The following is a 20,131-nucleotide window of genomic DNA, read 5'->3' as shown; positions in this document are numbered from 1 at the left end:
ACGACCCCTCTCGCCGATGGAGATGGACGATGACAGTTCCCGCGCAACGGTCCCGGCGTGAGCCGAACCGGACCGGCACAGCGCTGCGAGTGCTGCTCGCGGTCGCCCTGCTGCTTCCGGCCGGCGTGCTGTTCAGCTCGGCCTGGCGCAGCGACGACGACCGGCTCACGGTCGCCGAACGCGAGCGGCACGGGGTCGAGTACCTGCGTTCCCTGGGACAGGTGACGCTCGCCCTGGTCGACGCCCAGTCCGGTGCCGTGGCGGGCCGGGCGGCGGCGGCTGCCGCGCTGCGTACCGCGGTCGAGGAGACCAGCGCGGTCGACGTCCGGTACGGCGCCAAGCTGCGTACCAGCGAGCGCTGGGCCGGGCTGCACGCCAAGATCGAGGCGCTGCCGGACCGCCCGCCGGCCAACCCGCAGGACGCCTGGACGGTCTACACCGAGACCACCGACCTGCTGCTGGCGCTCTACGCCAAGGTGCGGGAGAGTTCCGGGCTGATCCGGGACCCGGAGTCGGACTCCTACCACCTCCAGGACGCGGTGGCCGAGGAACTGCCGGAAGCCCTGGTCGCGGCCGGACGGCTCGCCGACCGCTCGGTACTCGCGGCGGGCCGCTCGGGTGGCAACCCGCTGCGTACCGCCGGCGAGCTGGCCCTGGCCCGGTCCGCCGTACTCGCCCCCGCCGCCGACCTGGTCGAGAACCTGCGCGCGGCGGTGGAGAACACCGCCAGCCGGACGCTCGGCGGCAACCTGCTCAGCCGGCTCGACGGCTACCAGCGTGCGGTGGAGGACCTGGCCACGCTCACCCGGGACTCGGCCGCACCCAACCCGATCCAGGTGGGTGCCGCCCGAGCCTCGGCGCAGCTCGCCGGATCCGGGCTGGCCACGATCATCCTGGCCGAACTCGACATCCTGCTCGGGGAGCGGGTCGACGGGCTGACCGGCGAGCGGCGCATCGTGGTCGGCGCGCTGGTGCTGGCCGTACTCCTGGTGCTCGCCCTCGCCGCCCTGCCGGTGCTGGCCGCCCGGGCCGCCGACCGGGGCCGCGGCACCCCGGCCGGGGCCGGTGAGCCGACCACCGACGGGCTGCGCCGCACCGTCGATGCCGAGTCCGGGCCGCCGCCGACCGGGCCGCCACTGGCCGAGTCGGCGCTGCCGGTCGGCGCGACGCTGGCCGGGCCGCCGGCCGGCGGGCTGCCGCCGCTGCCCGAACGCCGGCCGCGCCGGCCGGACCCCGCAGGCGACCCGGGCCGGCGGTCCCCGCTGGCGGACTGGCAGGATCCGGTACCCGCCGGCCAGGCCACCCAGTCGGCCGTGCCGGAGCGCCCGGCGCCGTGGGGACGTCCCGATGCTCGGTAGGCTCCGGATCCGGGGCCGGCTGGCCCTGCTCGTCATCCTTCCGCTGCTCAGCACCATCGGCCTCGCCGTCCCGGTGCTGGCCGACCGGATCTCCTCGGCCCAGAAGGCCGCCGACACCGCCGACACGGTGCGCCGGGCCGGCCAGGTCGGCACCCTCGTGCAGGATCTCCAGCGGGAACGGCTGCTCTCCGTCGGCTACCTGCTGAACGTCGTCGACCGCTCGGAACTGGTCCAGCAGAGCGCGCAGGTGGGTGACCGGATCGCCGACCTGCGGGCCGACCTCGGCGGGCAGTTGACCGGGGAGATCGACGCCGCGATCACGGGTGTCGGGCGGCTGGCCGACCTGCGGGCCGGTGTCCTGGCCCGGCGGGCCAGGCCGGACCAGGTCATCGCCGCGTTCGGGCAGGTACACACCGCACTGATCGCGTCGCTGGGGTTGGTCCGGTCCGCCGACGCGACCACGCCCGAGGGCCGCCAGATGATCGCGCTGGACGCGGTGCTCCTCACCGACGAGGGGATCAGCGCCGCGGCCAGCCTGATCGTGCTGGTCGCCGGGACGAAGACCCCGGCCGCCGGCATCGCGTACGTCGGCACCATGGCCGGGCTCGAATCCAATCTGGCCCGGTTCCGCAGCTTCGCCACCCCGGCACAGAACGATCTCTACCGGCTCATCGAGCGGGCGACGGCGGCCCGCACCGGCCCGGAGTTCCTCAGCGCCGGCGCCGCCGACCCCACCGAGGCGATCGCCGACCTGAACCTGGCGGACCTGTTCCCGGCCGCCACCTCGCTGATCACGCTCGGCCAGTTCATCGAGAAGAAGATCGTCACCGACGTGGTCGCCGAGGTGACCGACCAGCGCCAGCGGGCCATCGCCGGTGCGTACACGGTCGGGCTGCTGGTGCTGCTGATCATCGCGCTGATGATGCTGCTGAGCCTGGCGGTGGCGCGTACCGTCGCCCGGCCGCTGACCCGGCTGACCGTCTCCGCCGAGCGGATGGCCCGGGCCGCCGAGGAGGAGCTGACCCGGATCGTCGACGATGAGTCCGAGTCGTACCACCCGATCCGGCTCGACCCGGTCGACGTGGACGGCCGCGACGAGGTCGGCGACCTGGCCCGGGCCTTCGAGCGGGTGCAGGGTACGGCCGCCCGGCTGGTGGAGCGGCAGGCCGCCAGCCGGCGGAACGTGGCCCAGATGTTCGGGCACGTCGGACGGCGTACCCAGAACCTGGTCGGCCGGCAGATCGCCCTGATCGACCGGCTGGAACACCAGGAGACGGACCCGGGCCGGCTCCAGCACCTCTACCGGCTCGACCACGTCTCCAGCCGGCTGCGTCGCAACGCGAGCAGCCTGGTGGTGCTCTCCGGCGGCGCCGGTGGCGACGGGCACGTCGCCCCGCTGCCGCTGGGTGACGTGGTCCGGCTGGCACTCGGTGAGATCGAGGACTTCACCCGGGTCGACGTGCAGGTCCGGCTCGACGTCGGAGTGGCGCCCGGGGTCATCGGCGACCTGGTGCTGACCCTGGCCGAGCTGATGGAGAACGCCACCGCCTTCTCCCCGCCGCACACCCGGGTCACCGTGCTCGCCGAGGTCATCCCGGGCGGGGTACGCCTCAACCTGGTCGACCACGGCATCGGGATGACCCCGGAGCGGCTGGCCGAGGAGAACGCCCGGCTGACCCGGCGGGAACGGCTGGACCTGGTCCCGACCGAAGTGCTCGGGTTGTTCGTGGTGGGCCGGCTGGCCCGCCGGCACGGCTGGCGGGTCACCCTCTCGGCGACCACGCCCGGCGGCGGGGTCACCGTCGGGGTGGAGATCGACGACCGGCTGCTGGTCACCCGCCGTCCGGAGCCCGAACTGCCGACGCCCCGGGCGAGCGCCTCGGCACCGCTGCCGGTCCGGCCGGTCCGGATCACCGAGCCCGGCACCCCGGTCGGCCGGGCGACGGCCCCGACCGCCGAGCCGGCACCATCCAGGCCCACCGAGCCGGCACCGGTACACAGCCCTGCCGGGCCGGCGCCGGTGACCCCGGAACCGGTGCCGGCGATGGCCGAGACGGCACCGGTGTTCCGGCTGCCCGAGCTGATGCCGGTGGCGGTACCGGCCGGACCGGTCTTCGACGAGGAGCTGATCCGCCGGGCCACCCGGTCGCTGACGTCCGGCCAGCCCTGGAACGCCTTCCTGACCCGCCCGGTGGCCACCGCCCAGCCCGGCGCCAGCGGGACCGGTGCCACCGGGACCGGCACCGCCCGGGCCGGCACCGCCGGGACCGGTGCCAGCGGGACCGGCACCGCCCGGGCCGGCACCGCCGGGACCGGTGCGGAACCGGCGGGACAACCGGGCGGTGGCGCCCCGGGCGACCGGCCGGCCGGCCCGGATGCGGGAGGTGGCCCGGCGTCCTCCGGTGCGCCGGCGACGCCTTCCGCCGACAGCAGCCCGGGACCCGACTCGTCCGGCCCCGGCACCGGGCTGCGCCAGCGGGTCCCGGGCGCCCAACTGCCGACCACCACCAGCAGGACCCGCCCCGAGCCGACCCCGGCCGACCCGTCCGTGGTCCGGGCGTTGATCGAGGAGTTCGAGGCCGGGGTACGCCGGGCGCAGCGCGAGCAGCAGTCCCGGCCGACCGGCGAGGGTCTCCGGGCGGCGCAGGTCGGCACCGGGCCCGGAGAGTCCCGGCGGGCCGTCTCGCCACCGGTGCTTCCCGGTCCGGAGCGGTCCGACCTGCGGTCGCCGGGTAGCACTCCGGCGGAGCGGGGCGGCCCGGGTCCGGCGGGTGGTAGCCTCGGGCCGGCGGGATCAGCACCCCGAGCCAACGGCACCGCAGCGGCGACCCCCGCCGCGACGGGCGCTCCGCCGCGACTCAACCGGCGGGTCCCCGGAGCCAACCTGAGCGTTCCGCTGCCGACCACCCCGCTCGGCCAGGCGCCGGCCGTCGCCACCGCCGGACCGGACGACCCCGAGAAGGTACGCGAGCTGATGATGCAGTTCGAGTCCGGTGTCGCCCGCGCGCTGAGCGAAGTCCGAACAGAACACCGCCACCACGAAGAGGGAACCCCACGTTAACGCTTCCCCACGGCTGGAGGCCGGGGGATTTCTGGCTCGGACCGCACCCGAGCACCGTCTCGGAAGGAGGTGATCGCATGTCTCACGTCGTCGGCACCAGCACGGCCGCGCTCTGCCGTGGCGAGGATCGTCCTCGCGGCGTTCCGGTCCCGACAGGCGGTGTATCCGCAGTCGTCGCACCGGAAGACTCTGACACCCAACCCGAGACGGTGCTTGGCTCTCGTACCGCATTGCGAGCAGGTCATCGTGGCGTAGGCGGGCGGCACCAGCACCACCTTCCGGCCCGCCCGCAAGCCACGATCGACCAGTTCCCGCTTCGCCGCACCAATCGCCGCATCAGCAGCCTTGCCCGCCATCCGGGACCTGGCCAGGAACGTCGGCTTGAAATCCTCAACGGCGATCGTCGCGTGGTTGTCGACGATCTTCTTCGCCCAGACACGGGCATCGTGGGTGTTCTGCCGGGCCGCCTTCTTCACCAGCTTCGCCGCCTGGCGTTTGGCCCGCAGGTAGCCGTTCGACGGCTTGACACCCCTGGGGCGCCGACGGCGGCTCATTCGGCGTTGGAGTTTGGCGAGTTCGGCGGCGCACCGTTTCCGGTGGGCGAGGTGTGGCAGGTCGTAGGCGGGGTCGGTGGTCGTCGCGGTCGTGGTTACGCCCCAGTCGACACCGATCGCCCCTTCGACGTCGGGGGCGGCGATAGCCTTGCGGCGGACGACGAAGGAGGCGTACCAGTGCCCAAGCGAGTCCTGGTAGACGCGGACGCTGGTCGGATCGGACGGCAGCTCGCGGGACCAGACGACCGGAATGCTGACGCCGCCGGGCAGCCGCAGCCGACGGTCGCGGATCGAGAACCCGCGCGTGGTGTATTCCAGGCTGGGCAGCGTGTCCTTCAGTCGTTTGACCCTCGGCCGGCCGCGTCCCTTCACCTTGAAGGAGCGCTGGAGGGCGAGAGCATAGGTGCGCAACGTCTGCTGCTGGGCGACCTGGGACCCTTCCCGCAACCACGGCGAGCGGGCCCGTGCCTCGGTCAACAACTTCGACAACCTGCCGAAGGTCGGTTTGCGGCCGGTCCTGTGCTTGTGGACGGCCTCGTTCCACAACCAGCGACACCGCCCCCACTCGCCAAGCAGCGCGGCCTCCGCAGTCGCGCCAGGGCGCAACCGGTAGGTGTACCGCACCGTCTCGTCCACGCCCACAAGCATCCCAGCCGCATCCGACAGATTTGACCCGCGAGGACCCGCAGAGGAGTCGACGCCATGCCGAAAACCACCACGCCTGACCGCCCTTTCCTCCCCATGGCTGAAGCCAGCGGATTCTCGGGCAGCTCCCGATGAGCACTCCCTTCATCCGTACCGAGCAGGACCAGCAGGCAGCGGGCACCGGCGAGCTGAGCCAGGAGGCGCGCACCTTCAACTGGTTGCTGGACTCGTTCACGTCCGGCACCGCCGGCGTACAGGAGGCGATCGCGGTCTCCTCCGACGGTCTGCTGATGGCCATGTCGTCGATCAAGGACCGGTCGAACGCGGAGCGCCTGGCCGCGGTGGTCTCCGGGATGACCAGCCTGGCCAGCGGCGCCGCGAACTGGTACACGCTGGGTGCACTCAACCGGGTGGTGGTGGACATGACCGACGGCTACCTGCTGGTCAGCGCGATCAGCAGCGGCTCGGTCCTCGGGGTGGTCGCCGACCGGTCGGCCAACCTCGGCACCGTCGCCTACGAGATGACCCTGTTCGCCGGTCGGGCCGGAGGCGCGCTCACCCCTCGGCTGATCGTCGAACTGAAGAACTCCGTTCAGTCGTGACCACGGGTGCTGCGGGTGGCGGCCCGCCGCGCCGTACCCCCCGGAACGCCTTGGGGCGGAGTGAGGGACCGGCATGACCGAGCGGAGCGAGCTGCCGGAGCCGGACGCCGAGCCGGAGCCGGAGGTACTGCCGACGGTCCGGATCCGTCCCTATCTCCAGGCCGTGCTGGCGGAGGAGAAGGCGGAGCCGGAGGTCGACACCGGGGAACTGCCGATCGTGCAGCCGGTGCCGACCGGGCTGCGCCCGTTCGTGCTGACCTCCGGGCGGGTCTCCGGGGCCGACCCGGCGATCGGGTTGGAGACCCAGGTGACCGCCAGGATCGATGCCACGTCCTGGACCAGCCCACCGGTCAACCGGCTCTCCTCGGAACTCCAGGAAATCGTCGCGCTGTGCGTCGAGCCGATGTCCGTGGCGGAGATCTCCGCGCGGCTCCGGATGCATCTCGGCGTCACCAAGATCCTGGTCGGTGACCTGCGGGCCGCCGGCCACCTCGACGTACACATCTGTCCCGTCGAGGATGCCCACGACCCCGACCTCATTATGCGAGTGATCGATGGACTTCGTGCGATCTCCTGACTGGCCCGCCTCGCCGCCGGCCGGCCCCCTGGCGAACAGCGCACCCGGCCGGTACGGCAGCCCGCCCGGACACAGCGTCGGGACCGGCCGGGGGCTGCCCGCCGGGTACGCCCCGCCCACCCGCCACGTACCGCCCCGGCACGCCCGGGAGGCCGGCGCCGACCCGGCCGGGGCGCACCGGTCCGAGCAGCGGCGTGGTACCGCGCCGCCGATTCCGGTGAAGATCCTGATCGCTGGTGGTTTCGGGGTCGGCAAGACCACCACGGTCGGCGCCATCTCGGAGATCGCGCCACTGACCACCGAGGCGGAGATGACCACCGCCGGGATCGGCGTCGACGATCCGGGAATCCGCTCCGAGAAGACCACCACGACGGTGGCGATGGACTTCGGCTGCGTCACCATCGACCGCAGTCTCAAGCTTTACCTCTTCGGCACGCCGGGGCAGTCCCGCTTCGGGTTCATGTGGGACGACCTGGCCCGGGGCGCGCTCGGGGCGCTGGTGGTGGTGGACTCCTCGCGGCTCGACGACTGCTATCCCGCCATCGACTACTTCGAGCGGGCCCGTCTACCCTTCGTCGTCGCGGTCAACGCGTTCGACGGCCAGATCGCGCATGACCTGACGGCGATCCGTTGGGCGCTGGCGATCGGGGAACATGTCCCATTGGTCCAGTTCGACGCCAGAGATCGACTTTCGGTACGCGACGCCTTACTGATCGTGCTGGATCGGGCCCTGGATCGAGCGATCCGGGAGCGGGAGACTTAGCCCGCGACGGTCCGGCCGCGACGGGTCGGCGGTTGGCCGGGAAGGGTGACGCGATGAGGGGCGAACTGGACGACGCACTGGCACGGATGGAGCGCCGGGAGGCGCTGCAACGACGACGGGCCCAGGAGGCGGCGGCCCGGGCCGGGTCACCGGTCGAGGAGGTGACCGACGCGGTCCAGCGGGTCGTCGCGCAGTATCCGAACGTGGCGGTCACGATGTGGGTCGCCGACGGACCGAACATCTCGGCGATGCACGTCGCCTGGTCGGACGGGGTGGTCACGGTACGCCCCGCCGCCGAGCCGGCGTTGCCGGTCGCCGGGCAGCCACCGCACTCCTGGCCGATGTCGGTGCGGACGGTGCCGAGCTGGGCCGCTCCGGAGGATCCGCCGACTCCGGACGCCGCCGCCCGGCTCGCCGACCTGATCCGGCGGGACCCGTCCCTGCTCGGCCCCGACGACCACGGCTGAGGCCGTCGACGGTCACCGGCGCACTGAACCTATTTCAACCTGGATCGCGCGCCGCTCACGCACCGCCGCCGACCTTGCGGTGCGCCGGACCGTAAGGGGAGGTCGAAAAAGGGCCACTCGTCGCGTCCCGGCGGCTGGTTCCCGGTCGGTACTCTCGGCCGGTGACGGGTCGGGATCTCACGCTCACCGCCAGCCTGCGGCCGGCCGCGCTGGACGCCCGCCGGGGCATCGTCCGGCTGCATCCGGAGGTACTGACCGCGCTGGGCCTGCACCCCGGCGCTCCGGTACGGCTCACCGGGCGCCGTACCACCGCCGGGATCGTGGCCCGGGCGGAGCCGTCGGCGAGCCGTGCCCTGCTCTACGCCGACGACCTGGTCCTCGGCAACCTCGGGGTACGCGACGGCAGCCAGGTCACCGTCACCCCGACCCCGGTGGTGGCGGCCCGCCGGGTGATGTTGACCGGCCCGCCGGAGATCGTCGCCGTGGTCTCGCCGGAGATGCTCCGCCTCGCGCTGCTCGGCAAGATGGTGACCACCGGTGACGACGTCTCCCTGCTGCCCCAGGACGTACTCCCGGACGCGGGCGTGCGGACCCTGGTCGAGGCGGCCCGGCGCAGCCTGGCGAACACTGTCGGCTACGCCTGGACCAGCACCCTGTTGACGGTCACCTCGGCGGAGTCCGCGAACGGGCTCCCCGGCGGCGGCACGGACTCCGTGCTGGTGACCATGGACAGCGTGGTCGGCTGGCAGGGCGGCCACGCCACGCATGGCACCGCACCGACCGAGGTACGGGCGGTGACCGGCGGCCCCAGCCCGGCGGCGGCGACCGGGGCGGTGCCCGATCCGGCGCCCGGGCTGGACGAGCTGCCCGGGCTGCGGGCCCAGGCCGAGGAGCTGACCGAGCTGCTGGACCTCGGCTTCCACCACCGTGAGGTGCTGGGCCGGCTGGGCACCACTGTCTCGCTCGGCGTACTGCTGACCGGTCCGGCCGGGTCCGGCAAGTCCGCGCTGGTCCGGGCGGTCTCCCGGGCGGTGGGCGCCCGGTTCGCCGCGATCTGGGCGCCCGAGGTGGCGGCGCTGACCAACGACGCCGCCGCCCGGCGGCTGCGCGAGGCCGCCGCGTCGGTCCGGGACGCGCCGCCGGCGGTGCTGCTGGTCTCCGACGTCGAGGCGCTGGCCCCGCGCGACACGCCCGGTCCGGTGGGCACGGTCTTCCGGCAACTGCTCGCCGAGACGGTACGCGCCGGAGCCGCCGTGGTCTGCACGACCAGCCGACCCGAGTCGGTGGATCCGGCGCTGCGCTCCCCCGACCTGCTCTCGCTGGAGATCGCGATTCCGCTGCCGGACGCCGCGCTGCGCCGGGAGCAGTTGACGGTGCTGACCCGGGGGATGCCGTTGGCCGAGGACGTCCGGCTGGACGAGGTGGCCGCCCGTACGCCCGGATTCGTCGCCGCCGACCTGGCCGCGCTGACCCGGGAGGCCGGGGTACGCGCCGCGCTGCGGCAGAAGGAGGCGACCGCCCCGACGGTGGCGATGGCGGACTTCTCGGCGGCGCTGGAGGTGGTCCGGCCGACCTCGATGGCCGAGTCCTCGATGCTGGAGCTGGCCGACGTGACCCTGGACGACGTGGGTGACATGGCCGAGGTCAAGGAGACGCTGACCGAGTCGGTGCTCTGGCCGCTGAACTATCCGGACACCTTCGCCCGGCTCGGCGTGCAGCCGCCGCGCGGCGTACTGCTCTACGGCCCGCCGGGCTGCGGCAAGACCTTCCTGGTCAGCGCGCTGGCCGGTACCGGGCGGGCGAACGTGCTGTCGGTGAAGGGCGCGGAGTTGCTCTCGAAGTGGGTGGGCGAGAGCGAGCGGGCGGTCCGGGAGCTGTTCCGGCGGGCCCGGGAGGCGGCCCCCACCCTGGTCTTCCTCGACGAGGTCGACGCGCTGGCCCCGGTACGTGGCCAGGCCACCGACGGCGGCACCACCGACCGGGTGGTCGCGGCGCTGCTCACCGAGCTGGACGGGGTGGAGCCGCTGCGCAACGTGGTGGTGATCGGTGCGACGAACCGGCCGGATCTGGTGGACCCGGCGCTGCTGCGGCCGGGCCGGCTGGAACGGCTGGTCTACGTGCCGCCGCCGGACGCCGCCGCAAGGGCCGAGATCCTGAGGGCGGCTGCCCGGTCGGTGCCGCTGGCCGAGGAGGTGGAGTTGGCGGCGCTGGCCGAGGAGCTGGACGGGTTCTCCGCGGCGGACTGCGCCGCGCTGGTCCGGGAGGCGGCGCTCGCGGCGATGCGGGAGTCGCTGGAGGCGAGCACGGTGCACGCCGGGCACGTCGCGACGGCCCGGGCCCGGGTCCGGCCGTCCCTGGATCCGGGCCAGGTCGCCTGGCTGGCCGGGTACGCCGCGCAGCGGTGAGCCGGTGCCGGTCGGGCCGCCCGGTGGCGCCGGACTGGCCGGTGGCTCACTCCTGGCCGGTCGCCAGGGCCAATGCGGCCGGGTTCTGGTATTCGCGCCAGTGCGCCACCCGGCCGTCCCGGACCCGGAGCACCGCGATGAACGGGGCGGAGGCGGAGACGCCGGTGGTGGTCACGGTGGCGGCGAGTTCGTACTCGACGACGATCACCTCGGGGTCGGTGGTCTCGTGGATCACCACGTTGCGGCAGTCGTCGATCCGGAACGGGAGTTGGGCCCGGCCGGCGGCGGCGAAGTCGAGGAACTCCCGCCGGCCCTCGATCCGGTGGGGTCGGCCGGGTGCGGCGAACGGCATCTCCACCACCACGTCCTCGGCGAGTTGGTCCTCGGCGAAGACGGCCGTGTTGGCCAGGAAGTTGTTCCGGATCCGGGCGAAGGCTTCGCTGGGCGTGCTCATCGGGACATCTCCTCGAGGCTAGAGTGAGTGATGACTCGACTTAGGAAGATAATGAGCCTCGACTCATTTTGCAAGGAGGGCAGCCCCGCATGACGTCCCGGACAGCCGATCCCGGCCGGCCGCTGCGCGCGGACGCGCAGCGCAACCGCGTACGGATCCTGGCGGCCGCCGAGGAGGTGTTCGCCGAGCACGGCGTCGCGGCGTCGACCGAGGAGGTCGCGGCCCGGGCCGGGGTCGCCATCGGTACGGTCTTCCGGCACTTCCCGACCAAGAACGACCTGCTCGCCGCGATCATGAAGGGCGTACTGGCCGGGCTGGTCGAGCAGGCCGCCACGCTGGGCGGCGACAACCGCGACGGCACCGGGCTGTTCACGTTCTTCGCCCAGACCGTCGAGCAGGCCGCCACCAAAAAGGCCGTGGCCGACCTGCTGGCCCGGACCGGCGTCGAGATCCAGCTACCCGAGGTGCTGGACGTGCTCGGCGAGGCGGTGCACGGCCTGCTCCGTCAGGCCAGGGCCGCCGGCACGGTCGACCGGCAGGTACGCCTGCCCGAGGTGATGGCGCTGCTCGCCAGTACCTGCCAGGGCGCCCTGCACGGGGGCTGGGACGCGAAGCTGCGGGAACGTACCCTGGCGATCATCTTTGCCGGCCTGCGGCCGGGCGCGGCCCGCTGACGGCGGGCGACCGGCGGCTACCCGGCCCCGCCGGCCGCCCGGGCCTCACCAGGCGCCGGCACGTCCTCGTTGACCCCGAGCCGGATCTCCGCCCGGATCGCCGTGCCGTCGCCGTCCAGCACCGCGCCGCAGCGGGCCAGCAGGTTCAGCGCCGGGATGTTGTCCGCCCGGGTCTCGGCCACCACCCGCCGGGCCCCGGCCTCGATCGCCTCGGCCAGCAGCAGCCGCAGTGCGATCAGCCCGATGCCCTGCCCCCGGGTGGACTTGCCGAGCCACATCCCGGTCTCCAGGGTGCCCGGCTCGGCGTGCCGGCCCAGCCGGCCCATCCCGACCACGTCGCCGTCCTGGACGATCGCGTACATCAGGTTGCCGGTCGGCCCGGAAAGGCCGCCGAAGTTCGCCCGGTGGAACTCCCGGAACGCGTCCCGCCGAGCCTGTGACCAGCCGGCAGGCGCCTCGACCGGCGGCATCACCTCGTCCGGCTCGGTCTCGGCGACCGCCACCGACAGCAGCGGTTCGAGATTCTGCTCGTCTACCGGCGTCAGCCGTACCTCACGGGTCACGATCTCGATGCTTCTCGCCGCGTCGCCGCCGCGTCCACCGGTTTGCCAGACCCGCTCCGTTCGGGCCATCCCGACCCGACCGGGCGACCCCCTGCCCGACTGGCTGGTCGTGCCGACCCCGGCGCCGGCCGGCGGACCCGCGACACCTCGGGTGGGCACGGTACGACCGGCGCCGGCCCGGATCAGGACGCGCCGATGACCGCCGCCACCGGCTCCGGCAGCGGGTACGGCCGCTCGGCGGGGAGCAGCGCGGCCGCCGCGTCCCGCTCGCCGGCCCGCAGGTGTGCCCGGATCGCCTGCGCGGTCGCGGTGACGTCGCGGATCCCGACGGTCCACTCGTCCACGTACCGGGTGACGGCCGGCCCGCTCAGCCCGACCTGGAGGGACCGGTGCGGCAGCGGTGCCAGCTCCAGCGAGCGCTCCGGATCCCACTGCACGCGTACCGGGCTGGTCTTCAGCCGCGCGGCCCAGTCCGACCGGCTCGGATACCGGTCCGGGTCGTAGTGGCTCAGGCAGGCCCGGCCGAGCGCCCACTCGAAGCCGTCCCGGGTGATCTCGACCGCGAGTACCCGCTCCTGTCCGGGCTTCTCCGCCCAGCCGCAGCGGTACATCATCCACCGGAAGGACGGCTTGATCCAGGTCATCCGCTCCCGCTTGAACGGGGCCACGAACCGGCCGGCGGCCAGCGCCGGCTCGGCGATCGACGGCGGGTACGCCTGGTAGACCGTGATCGTCTCGTCGGTGTAGCCGGCCCGGATCTGCCGCTGGGGAATCGACACGACGCCGATCGTCGCCGTACCCGGCGATCGCCGCCACCCGGTTTCGACCCGCCACCCGGTTTCGACCCGGCGCCCGCGCTGCCAGGGCCGGTGCCGTGCCCGGGCCGGCGTTCAGTCGTCGAACTCGCAGAGCACGGCGGTGGCGTCGTCGTGCCGCTTGAAGCCGCTGCGCCGCTGGCCGTCGCCGGCCTCGACCAGCCGGACCCGGCGGATCAGCTCGCCCGGCCCGGCCTCGCTGAGCAGGTCGAGCAGGCCACGCCAGTCGAAGAGGCCGAACTGCTCGACCGCGACCGAGGCCCCGTCGGTGAGCAGCGCGGCCCGGCGGATCCGCCCCGGCCCGTGCAGCGGCAGGCTGCCGGCGACCGCGTGGTACGCCGCATCCGGATTGGCGGCGGCCACCCAGTAGCCGTGGGTCTGGTTCATCTGCTCCCGCTGCAACGCCACCGCCCGGCGGAACCGGGTCGCCGGGTCCACCTCACCGCCCACCCGCGCCACGGTGGTCGCCTTCTGCCGCAGGTCGGCCATTGCCGCCCGTAGCCGCTCGTCGGAGACCACCTGGACCCGCTCGCCCAGGTCGAGCACCAGCGGGCTGTCGCAGAGCACCAGGTAGTCGACGGAGTCGCCACCGTGCCGCAGCAGGCAGACGGTCGCCGACGGGGTGCCGGGATGGTCGAGGTCGCAGGCACCGCCGTGGTCCGCGCGTACCGCCAGGATCGCGGCGGCGAGGTTGCCGGTCAGCGCGGCGGCGGGCCGGTCCGCCGCGGCCAACCCGAGCCGCGCCGCGAGCCGCCGGACGTACCAGGCCGGACCGTGTACGCAGCCGGTGTCGAAGCCGTCCGGCACCGTCGCCCCGTCGAGTACGCCGACCAGTTCCCCGTACCGGAAGACGTGGTCCTCGTTCTCCAGTCGTCCCGGCGCGGCCGCCGAGGCCGACCGGACCCGCATCATCGGCGCAGCTCCGGCTGCGGGCGGCCTGACGGTCTCATCGGCGGCTCCCCGGCACTCCGACGGTGGTCCTCTCTCCTGTCTACCGTGAATCAGACCCGATCCGGCCGAAATCGACGGGTCGGGAAGCAGTTCCCCGCGACCGGCCGTCGGGGTGGGCGACCCGTTGCCGAGCGGGCGTCGGCGCGGGCGGCGCACCCCATCTGGGCAACCTGCCTGCCTGCGACAATTACCGACGGTAGCGTCGGTGGCGGGGCTTGACACGAGGGGGGGCGCAGATGTTGGAGCACCTGCACCGGATGGGCCTGCGGGCCGAGCACATGTACATGGCGGGCGCGGCCAGCATCGGGCTGTCGTTCCTGAGCTGGTGCCTGTCGAAGCAGATGGAGAGCGCCGGGATCGACCGGGCCGACCGCTGGGGCATCTTCATCGGCGAGTGGGCGCCGACCTTCATCGCACTCGGCAACGGGCTGCGCACGTACGAGAAGTGACCGGTCCCGGCGGGCCCGGGGCGGCGGGTCCGGAAACAGGCGTGGTCAGCGGCGGCGGTTGCGGCTGCGGGCCGCGCGCAGCCGGCGGAGCCGGGCGACCAGCATCGGCTCGGCCTCCAGCGCGGCCGGATTGTCCAGCAGTCCGTTGAGGAGCTGGTAGTACCTGGTGGCGGAGAGGTCGAACGCGTCCCGGATCGCCTGCTCCTTGGCGCCGGCATGCTTCCACCAGCGCCGTTCGAAGGCCAGGATCTCGCGTTCCCGCTCGGACAGTGCCGGGTCGGCCGGCGGCGCCGGGGCGGGGATCTCGGGTACGTCCTCCGACTCCGCACCGGGCGCGGGCCGCGGCTGCGGAACGTGGACGGTCTCGGCGTGCCCGGTGGCGACGTCGTCCGCCTCGTCGTCGGCCGGAGCAGAGGCGTTCCTCATGGCGCTCCCCCGGGAGTAGACACGGCACGACCTGCGAACAGCTCACCAGCCTACCGACGCCCGACCAAGACCGCACCGGGCGCCACCGGCGACAATCGTCACCTCCGGACGGCCCGTTCCCAGGCGCGGCGGCCGCCGGGGGCGGCACCCCCCGGCCGCCGCCCCCGACCCCCGTCACCCGCCGCCGCGACAGATCAGGTGACGTCCCGTCAGGTGATGTCCCGCCGCCGCATCGACCAGATCGCCCCGCCGAGCACGGCCACCAGTCCGACGGCGAGCAGGACCGACGAGTTCTGCCAGGTGATGTCCTTGGTCAGCGGTTGACACTCGCCGGTGAACGACGCCTGGCAGGCGTCCCAGTTCTGCAACGTGACCTTCTTGTCCATCCAGGCCAGCAGGTACGTCGGCAGCAGCCAGCTCTCCATGAACCTGACCTGGGCCACCGCCAGTACGATGCCCAGGCCGAACTGCCCGACCACCATCACCCCGAGCACCCCGCCGAGCGCCAGCGCGGTGTGCCGGCCGAGCGAGGCCAGTCCGAAGCCGAGCACCCCGGCCACCAGGATCAGGACGAGCCCGCGCAGTCCGGTCAGGCCGAACGACTGCCAGGCCCCGGAGGTCATGCCCGCGGTGCTGCCCCGGAGGCTGCCGGTCGCCCAGAACGCCGCCGTCCAGAGCGCGCCGGTCAGCACCGTCACGCCGAACAGCGCGGAGAGCAGCGCGCCCAGCTTGGTGAGGAGTACCCGGATCCGCTGCGGTCGCCAGAGCAGCAGGTTCATCATCCCGCCGGAACTCCACTCGGCACCCACGAACGAGGCACCCCCGACGAACGCCACCAGCGCGAGTACGGCGGTGAGCGTGGTGATGGTGCTGGCGAACTCCTTGCGGAACTCGAAGGTGGCCGGCAGGTGCCAGTCGGCCCGGAACACCTCCCGGGGCGGCGGCTGGATGTCCGCGCACTTCTCCGGGTAACGGTCCGTCGAGGCGTTGCCGGCCGCCTTCGCCTGCTCGCACTCCTTCCGGTGCTGCTCGGTCATCGCGACGTTCTGCTGGTATTCCTGATCTGCGGCGCGTTCCGCCTGGGCGACCTGGGCCGGCCCGATCTTCTGGTTGGTGACGAACATCCCGACCGCGACGGCGACCAGCACGAGCAGCCCGGCCAGGGTCAGATAACGGACGAACCGCCGCTTGGCGAGCCGGCGCAGTTCCGTGGTGTAGAGGTTCACACCCCCCACCCCCCGTTCGCCCTGGAGTCGGTCGCGCCCCCGTCGACCACCACGGACTGGTCCACCTGGCGGTGCTGGCCCGGCACCGGAGCGGTGGCGGTCAGCTCCAGGAAGACGCTCTCCAGGTCGACGGTGATCGGGGCCAGCTCGCTGACGTAGAGGTTGTTGGCGGCGAGCGTACGGGTGACGGTGGCCGGTTTGTCCACCTCGTACACCAGCAGGTGGTCGTCGTGCGGGTTGACCCGGGCGCCGGCCCGGGTGAGCAGGTCGACGGCGGCCGGCAGGTCGGTGACCGCCTCCAGCCGGACCCGTAGCCCGCCGCCGGAGTGCTCGGCCAGCACCTCGGCGACCGGACCGGCGGCGACCCGGCGACCCAGCGAGATGATGGTGACCGAGTCGCAGATGAGCTGCACCTCACCGAGGATGTGGCTGGAGACCACCACGGTCATGCCGGACGCGGCGAGGTCACGCATCAGGCTGCGCATCTCCCGGATGCCGCCCGGGTCGAGGCCGTTGGCCGGCTCGTCGAGTATCAGCAGCTTCGGGTTCTTGAGCAGGGCGGAGGCGACCGCGAGCCGCTGCTTCATGCCCAGCGAGTAGGTCTTGACCCGGTCCTTGGCCCGCTCGCGCAGCCCGACCAGCTCCAGTACCTCCATCACCCGGGTCTGCGGCACGCCGCCGGCCCCGGCCAGCAGCGAGAGGGTGTCCCGGGCGGAGAAGTGCGGGAAGAACTGCGGGCTCTCCACGATCGCGCCGACCTTGCCGGCGACCACCGGCAGCGCCGCCGGCACCTCCTGGCCGAGGATCGCCATCCGGCCTCCGTTGGGCCGGATCAGCCCGAGCAGCGTACGCAGCGTGGTGGTCTTGCCCGAGCCGTTGGGGCCGAGGAACCCGTGCACCTGGCCCGCCTCGACCCGCATGTCGAAGCCGTCCAACGCCTGCCGGGTGCCCCGGCGTCTACTCCGGTAGGTCTTCCGCAGACCTTCGATCTCCAGTACGGCAGCCATTTCGGCCTCTCTGGTCGTGTCCGGAATCGCCTACGTCCGGTAACGACCGACACCGTACCATCGCTTTGCACGCTACCCCGCTATACACGCTACTTCGGTTGCGGTGATCGATCGGGGCGGGCGATCTTCAGTACCTCGTCCGTCGCTCCTCGCAGCCGGCGGCACCAGAGTTTGAGCGTGATGCCATGGAGTCATCACGATGACTTGGTGGTATCACGCTCGACCGGCATATGCCGGTGCCCGGATGACCCGTCCGGGCGGCGTGGGTCCATCGCTGTCATGACCGGGACCCGGCCGACGCCGAGGGCCGGGGCGCCTCCCGGCGCGCCGCCCGCTCCCGGGCGTCGGCCGAGCGCCCCCACCGGGTACGCGGCCACGGCTTCAGCACCGACAGGATGGTGGCGCCCCAGAGCGCGACGGTGAACGCCGCCAGGCAGGCCGTCAGGGCGACGCCGGTGGCACCCGGCTCGGCGGCCGGGTCGACGGTACGCAGCGCCAACTCGTCGGCGAGCGCACTCTCCAGCGTCCCGGCGACCAGCGGGATGCTCACCGAGATGGCGAACTTCACCAGCACCCACCAGTGCCGGACCAGACCCCACTTCGTGCCGAGCGAGAGCACCAGGCCGGTGATGATGGCGAGGAACATCGACGGGATCGCCGCCGCCAGATCGACGATGTGCAGCACCTCGTAGGCGCCGTGCCGGAGCGCGTGCGACTCGGCGGCGGTACCGACGATCGCCAGTACCGTCATGGTGAGCGCCACGCCGAGCCAGCCGACGCTGAACCCGACGTGCAGGACCAGCCAGACCTTCCGGGTCCGGGGCGACATCCGGGGGAACCTCGGCCGGCTGACCGCGAGGATCGCCAGCGACAGCGGGATGCCGAGCAGCGCGACCGTGGCCGGGATGCTGAAGACGAACTGCGCCAGCGCCAGGACCAGGTGCAGGACGATGGTGATCCGGCGCCCGCGCTCCGGCCCGCGCAGCGCGGCGACCACCGACAGCAGCGCCGCCACCGGATAGCCGACCAGTGCCGCCACCCGGAGTACGACCGCGTCGGAGCCACCCAGCAGCGACCCGACGGCCAGCGCGGCAAAACCGACGAAGACCCAGTGCAGCACGGTGAGGGCAGCGGGCCTGGAGACGCGGGCCCGCTCCGGTCGGACATCGAGAGACATGCCTCGACGCTAGGCACGCCCGACCCGGTCGCCATCGGCCGAGATACCCCGCATCGCCGCCCGATGGTCGCTCGGTGCCGGCCCCCGGCACTACTAACGGATGAATCCAACGACCGAGGCGGCACGAGGCCGACCTGCATAGACTTCTCCGGCATGGGTTCCCGCCAGCAACGCGCCGTGGACCTGCTGCTCGCCGCGGTCTGCGTACTGGCCGGCGTCTGGGACGGGCTCCAGTCCGGGTTGTTCGAGGGCTCCCCGATCGTCAACCAGCGCGCCCCGCTGGCCGTCAACGCGGCCCTCGGGGTGCTCACCGGGCTCGCCGTACTGGTCCGGCGCGACCGGCCACTGCTGCTGTACGGCTCCGCGCTGCTCTGTTGGGCCGTCGTCGGGGCGTACCCGGCGACGATCCTGGCGCAGTACTCCGTCGGTGCCCATCTCCGCCCCGCCCGGCTGCGGGTCGTGCTCACCGCCGTCATGGTGACCGCGGTGGCCTGGCCGATCTGGCGCGCCAACGGCGGCGACGCGGGCGTACCGCTCAGCGTCGCGATCTGCATCCTGCCGGTGCTGGTCGGCCTCTACCTGTCGTCCCGCCGGGAGGTGCTGGCGAACCTGGAGGAGCGCGCCCGGCGCAACGAGCGCGAGCAGCGGCTCCGGATCGACCAGGCCCGGGCCGAGGAGCGGGCCCAGATCGCCCGGGACATGCACGACGTGGTCACCCACCGGGTGGCGCTGATGGTGCTGCACGCCACCGCGCTGGAGTCGGCGCAGGGGCGGGACGCGGTGACCATCGCCGGCCAGATCCAGGGCATCGGCCGCGAGGCGCTGGCCGAACTGCGTACCCTGGTCGGCGTGCTGCGGGACGGCGCCGCCGTGCCGCTGCGCCCACAGCCCGGTCTGGACGACCTGGCCGAGCTGGTGACCGCGTCCCGGGCCCTCGGGCACACCGTCGAGCTCTCCGTCGAGGCCGGACTCTCCGCCCCGGCCCTGGTGCAGCACGCGGTCTACCGGGTGGTGCAGGAGGCGCTGACCAACGTGCACAAGCACGCCCACGACGCCCGCACCACCGTGTCGGTCGGCTCGGACGGCGACGGGCTCTGGCTGGTGGTCCGGGACGACGGCGGTACCAGAGCACCGGCCATGGCGCCGGGCGGCGGGCACGGGCTGCTCGGCATCGCCGAACGCGTCCGGCTGGTCGGCGGCACACTTCGCACCCGCCGACTGGCCGGCGGCGGTTTCGAGGTGTCGGCCCGGCTGCCGGTGGCCGGCCCGAACCTGGAGGTCAGCCCGTGATCCGGCTGCTGGTGGTGGACGACGAGTGGATGGTCCGGGCGATGCTCCGGACAATCATGGACGCGTACGACGACATCGAGGTGGTCGGCGAGGCCGGCGACGGTGCCGAGGCGGTACGCCAGGCACGCGACCTGCGCCCCGACGTGGTGCTGATGGACATCCGGATGCCCCGCGCCGACGGGCTGGACGCGACCGCCGCGCTGGCCCGGTTCGCGGTGCCGCCGAAGGTGGTCGTGCTGACCACCTTCGACCTCGACGAGTACGTGGCGACGGCGCTCCGGCACGGCGCGGTCGGCTTCCTGCTCAAGGACGCCACCGCCGACCAGATGGCCGCCGCCGTCCGCAGCGCCGCCGCCGGTGACGCCATGCTGTCACCGCAGGTCACCCGCAGGCTGCTGCACCGGTTCGCCGAGCCGGCCGACCCGGACCGCCACGACGCCCTCCGCCGGCTCGACGTGCTGACCGACAAGGAGCGGGAGGTACTGGTCGCGCTCGGCGAGGGACTGACCAACAGCGACATCGGCCGGCGGCTCTATCTCAGCGAGGCCACCGTGAAGAGCCACGTCAGTCGGCTCCTTGCCAAGCTCCAGCTCACGAACCGGGTGCAGGCGGCGATCCTGGCGCACCGCGCCGGCCTGGTCCGCTGAGCCGGGTCGGCCGGCCCGCT

At 73.3% G+C, this 20,131-nt stretch carries 20 protein-coding genes; 11 read left to right on the top strand and 9 right to left on the bottom strand.

The genetic code is table 11. The annotated features are described in order from the left end of the window. Positions 1–29 precede the first annotated feature (29 nt). Positions 30–1,358 (top strand): hypothetical protein, encoded by a 1,329-nt coding sequence (locus tag ACSMXO_RS02865; RefSeq protein ID WP_455416604.1) that lies wholly within the window; start codon positions 30–32, stop codon positions 1,356–1,358. Then, the gene (locus tag ACSMXO_RS02860; RefSeq protein WP_455416603.1) at positions 1,348–4,419 is read left to right on the top strand and encodes a nitrate- and nitrite sensing domain-containing protein; all 3,072 of its coding nucleotides are present in this window, start codon (positions 1,348–1,350) and stop codon (positions 4,417–4,419) included. The genes ACSMXO_RS02865 and ACSMXO_RS02860 overlap by 11 nt, the downstream gene beginning before the upstream one ends. Here ACSMXO_RS02860 and ACSMXO_RS02855 read toward each other — a convergent pair. Continuing rightward, a complete protein-coding gene (locus ACSMXO_RS02855) occupies positions 4,416–5,609 on the bottom strand; it encodes an RNA-guided endonuclease InsQ/TnpB family protein (protein ID WP_455416602.1) in 1,194 nt (397 codons plus the stop codon). The two genes, ACSMXO_RS02860 and ACSMXO_RS02855, sit on opposite strands and share 4 nt — an antisense overlap. 140 nt (positions 5,610–5,749) lie before the next feature. Between ACSMXO_RS02855 and ACSMXO_RS02850 the strand changes: the two genes are divergently transcribed. The 5 genes from ACSMXO_RS02850 (at position 5,750) to ACSMXO_RS02830 (ending at position 10,432) form a co-directional block, all read left to right on the top strand. Further along, positions 5,750–6,220 (top strand): roadblock/LC7 domain-containing protein, encoded by a 471-nt coding sequence (locus tag ACSMXO_RS02850; protein WP_101369297.1) that lies wholly within the window; start codon positions 5,750–5,752, stop codon positions 6,218–6,220. Between the two features lie 73 nt (positions 6,221–6,293). After that, a complete protein-coding gene (locus tag ACSMXO_RS02845) occupies positions 6,294–6,797 on the top strand; it encodes a DUF742 domain-containing protein (RefSeq protein ID WP_346261552.1) in 504 nt (167 codons plus the stop codon). Then, entirely contained in the window at positions 6,775–7,560 is a 786-nt protein-coding gene (locus tag ACSMXO_RS02840) for a GTP-binding protein (RefSeq protein WP_346261553.1), read from the top strand. The genes ACSMXO_RS02845 and ACSMXO_RS02840 overlap by 23 nt, the downstream gene beginning before the upstream one ends. A gap of 53 nt (positions 7,561–7,613) precedes the next feature. Beyond that, complete coding sequence (locus ACSMXO_RS02835; protein WP_346261554.1) at positions 7,614–8,027, top strand: hypothetical protein; 414 nt, start codon at positions 7,614–7,616, stop codon at positions 8,025–8,027. 161 nt (positions 8,028–8,188) lie between these two features. Next, entirely contained in the window at positions 8,189–10,432 is a 2,244-nt protein-coding gene (locus ACSMXO_RS02830; protein WP_455416601.1) for an AAA family ATPase, read from the top strand. Between the two features lie 46 nt (positions 10,433–10,478). Here ACSMXO_RS02830 and ACSMXO_RS02825 read toward each other — a convergent pair whose 3' ends face one another. Further along, the gene (locus ACSMXO_RS02825; RefSeq protein ID WP_455416600.1) at positions 10,479–10,886 is read right to left on the bottom strand and encodes a nuclear transport factor 2 family protein; all 408 of its coding nucleotides are present in this window, start codon (positions 10,884–10,886) and stop codon (positions 10,479–10,481) included. Between the two features lie 89 nt (positions 10,887–10,975). Here ACSMXO_RS02825 and ACSMXO_RS02820 point away from each other — a divergent pair, with 89 nt between their 5' ends. Beyond that, positions 10,976–11,560, top strand: a complete 585-nt coding sequence (locus tag ACSMXO_RS02820; protein WP_455416599.1) for a TetR/AcrR family transcriptional regulator — start codon at positions 10,976–10,978, stop codon at positions 11,558–11,560. 17 nt (positions 11,561–11,577) lie between these two features. Here the strand turns inward: ACSMXO_RS02820 and ACSMXO_RS02815 are convergent, their stop codons facing one another. The 3 genes from ACSMXO_RS02815 to ACSMXO_RS02805 all read right to left on the bottom strand — a co-directional run bounded on the left by ACSMXO_RS02815 (position 11,578) and on the right by ACSMXO_RS02805 (position 13,850). Further along, the gene (locus ACSMXO_RS02815) at positions 11,578–12,123 is read right to left on the bottom strand and encodes a GNAT family N-acetyltransferase (RefSeq protein WP_455416598.1); all 546 of its coding nucleotides are present in this window, start codon (positions 12,121–12,123) and stop codon (positions 11,578–11,580) included. Positions 12,124–12,305: 182 nt separating this feature from the next. After that, entirely contained in the window at positions 12,306–12,902 is a 597-nt protein-coding gene (locus ACSMXO_RS02810; RefSeq protein ID WP_455416597.1) for a DUF4291 domain-containing protein, read from the bottom strand. Positions 12,903–13,013: 111 nt separating this feature from the next. Next, the gene (locus tag ACSMXO_RS02805; protein ID WP_455416596.1) at positions 13,014–13,850 is read right to left on the bottom strand and encodes a hypothetical protein; all 837 of its coding nucleotides are present in this window, start codon (positions 13,848–13,850) and stop codon (positions 13,014–13,016) included. Between the two features lie 275 nt (positions 13,851–14,125). Between ACSMXO_RS02805 and ACSMXO_RS02800 the strand changes: the two genes are divergently transcribed. Then, positions 14,126–14,338, top strand: a complete 213-nt coding sequence (locus tag ACSMXO_RS02800; RefSeq protein ID WP_107257510.1) for a hypothetical protein — start codon at positions 14,126–14,128, stop codon at positions 14,336–14,338. Positions 14,339–14,383: 45 nt separating this feature from the next. Here the strand turns inward: ACSMXO_RS02800 and ACSMXO_RS02795 are convergent, their stop codons facing one another. From ACSMXO_RS02795 to ACSMXO_RS02780, 4 genes are all read right to left on the bottom strand, one after another. Beyond that, complete coding sequence (locus ACSMXO_RS02795; RefSeq protein ID WP_455416595.1) at positions 14,384–14,764, bottom strand: DUF3263 domain-containing protein; 381 nt, start codon at positions 14,762–14,764, stop codon at positions 14,384–14,386. A 209-nt stretch (positions 14,765–14,973) separates the two neighbouring features. Beyond that, positions 14,974–15,990, bottom strand: coding sequence for an ABC transporter permease subunit (locus tag ACSMXO_RS02790; protein ID WP_346261562.1), 1,017 nt, complete (start codon positions 15,988–15,990; stop codon positions 14,974–14,976). Continuing rightward, positions 15,987–16,997, bottom strand: a complete 1,011-nt coding sequence (locus ACSMXO_RS02785) for an ATP-binding cassette domain-containing protein (RefSeq protein WP_346261563.1) — start codon at positions 16,995–16,997, stop codon at positions 15,987–15,989. The genes ACSMXO_RS02790 and ACSMXO_RS02785 overlap by 4 nt, the downstream gene beginning before the upstream one ends. Positions 16,998–17,274: 277 nt before the next feature. Then, positions 17,275–18,174: a hypothetical protein gene (locus ACSMXO_RS02780; protein ID WP_455416594.1), complete on the bottom strand. Its 900-nt coding sequence runs from the start codon at positions 18,172–18,174 to the stop codon at positions 17,275–17,277. Between the two features lie 153 nt (positions 18,175–18,327). Here ACSMXO_RS02780 and ACSMXO_RS02775 point away from each other — a divergent pair, with 153 nt between their 5' ends. Together ACSMXO_RS02775 and ACSMXO_RS02770 are read left to right on the top strand one after the other, a co-directional pair. After that, entirely contained in the window at positions 18,328–19,464 is a 1,137-nt protein-coding gene (locus ACSMXO_RS02775) for a sensor histidine kinase (protein WP_455416593.1), read from the top strand. Further along, positions 19,461–20,111 carry a response regulator transcription factor gene (locus ACSMXO_RS02770; RefSeq protein ID WP_346261566.1) on the top strand — a complete coding sequence of 217 codons (651 nt, stop codon included), beginning with the start codon at positions 19,461–19,463 and terminating at the stop codon, positions 20,109–20,111. The genes ACSMXO_RS02775 and ACSMXO_RS02770 overlap by 4 nt, the downstream gene beginning before the upstream one ends. Positions 20,112–20,131: the final 20 nt, after the last annotated feature.

The sequence above is a fragment of the Plantactinospora sp. DSM 117369 genome (assembly GCF_053764795.1).
Note: the sequence above shows the minus strand (reverse complement) of the source record. Positions and strands in the feature narration are given on the sequence as shown.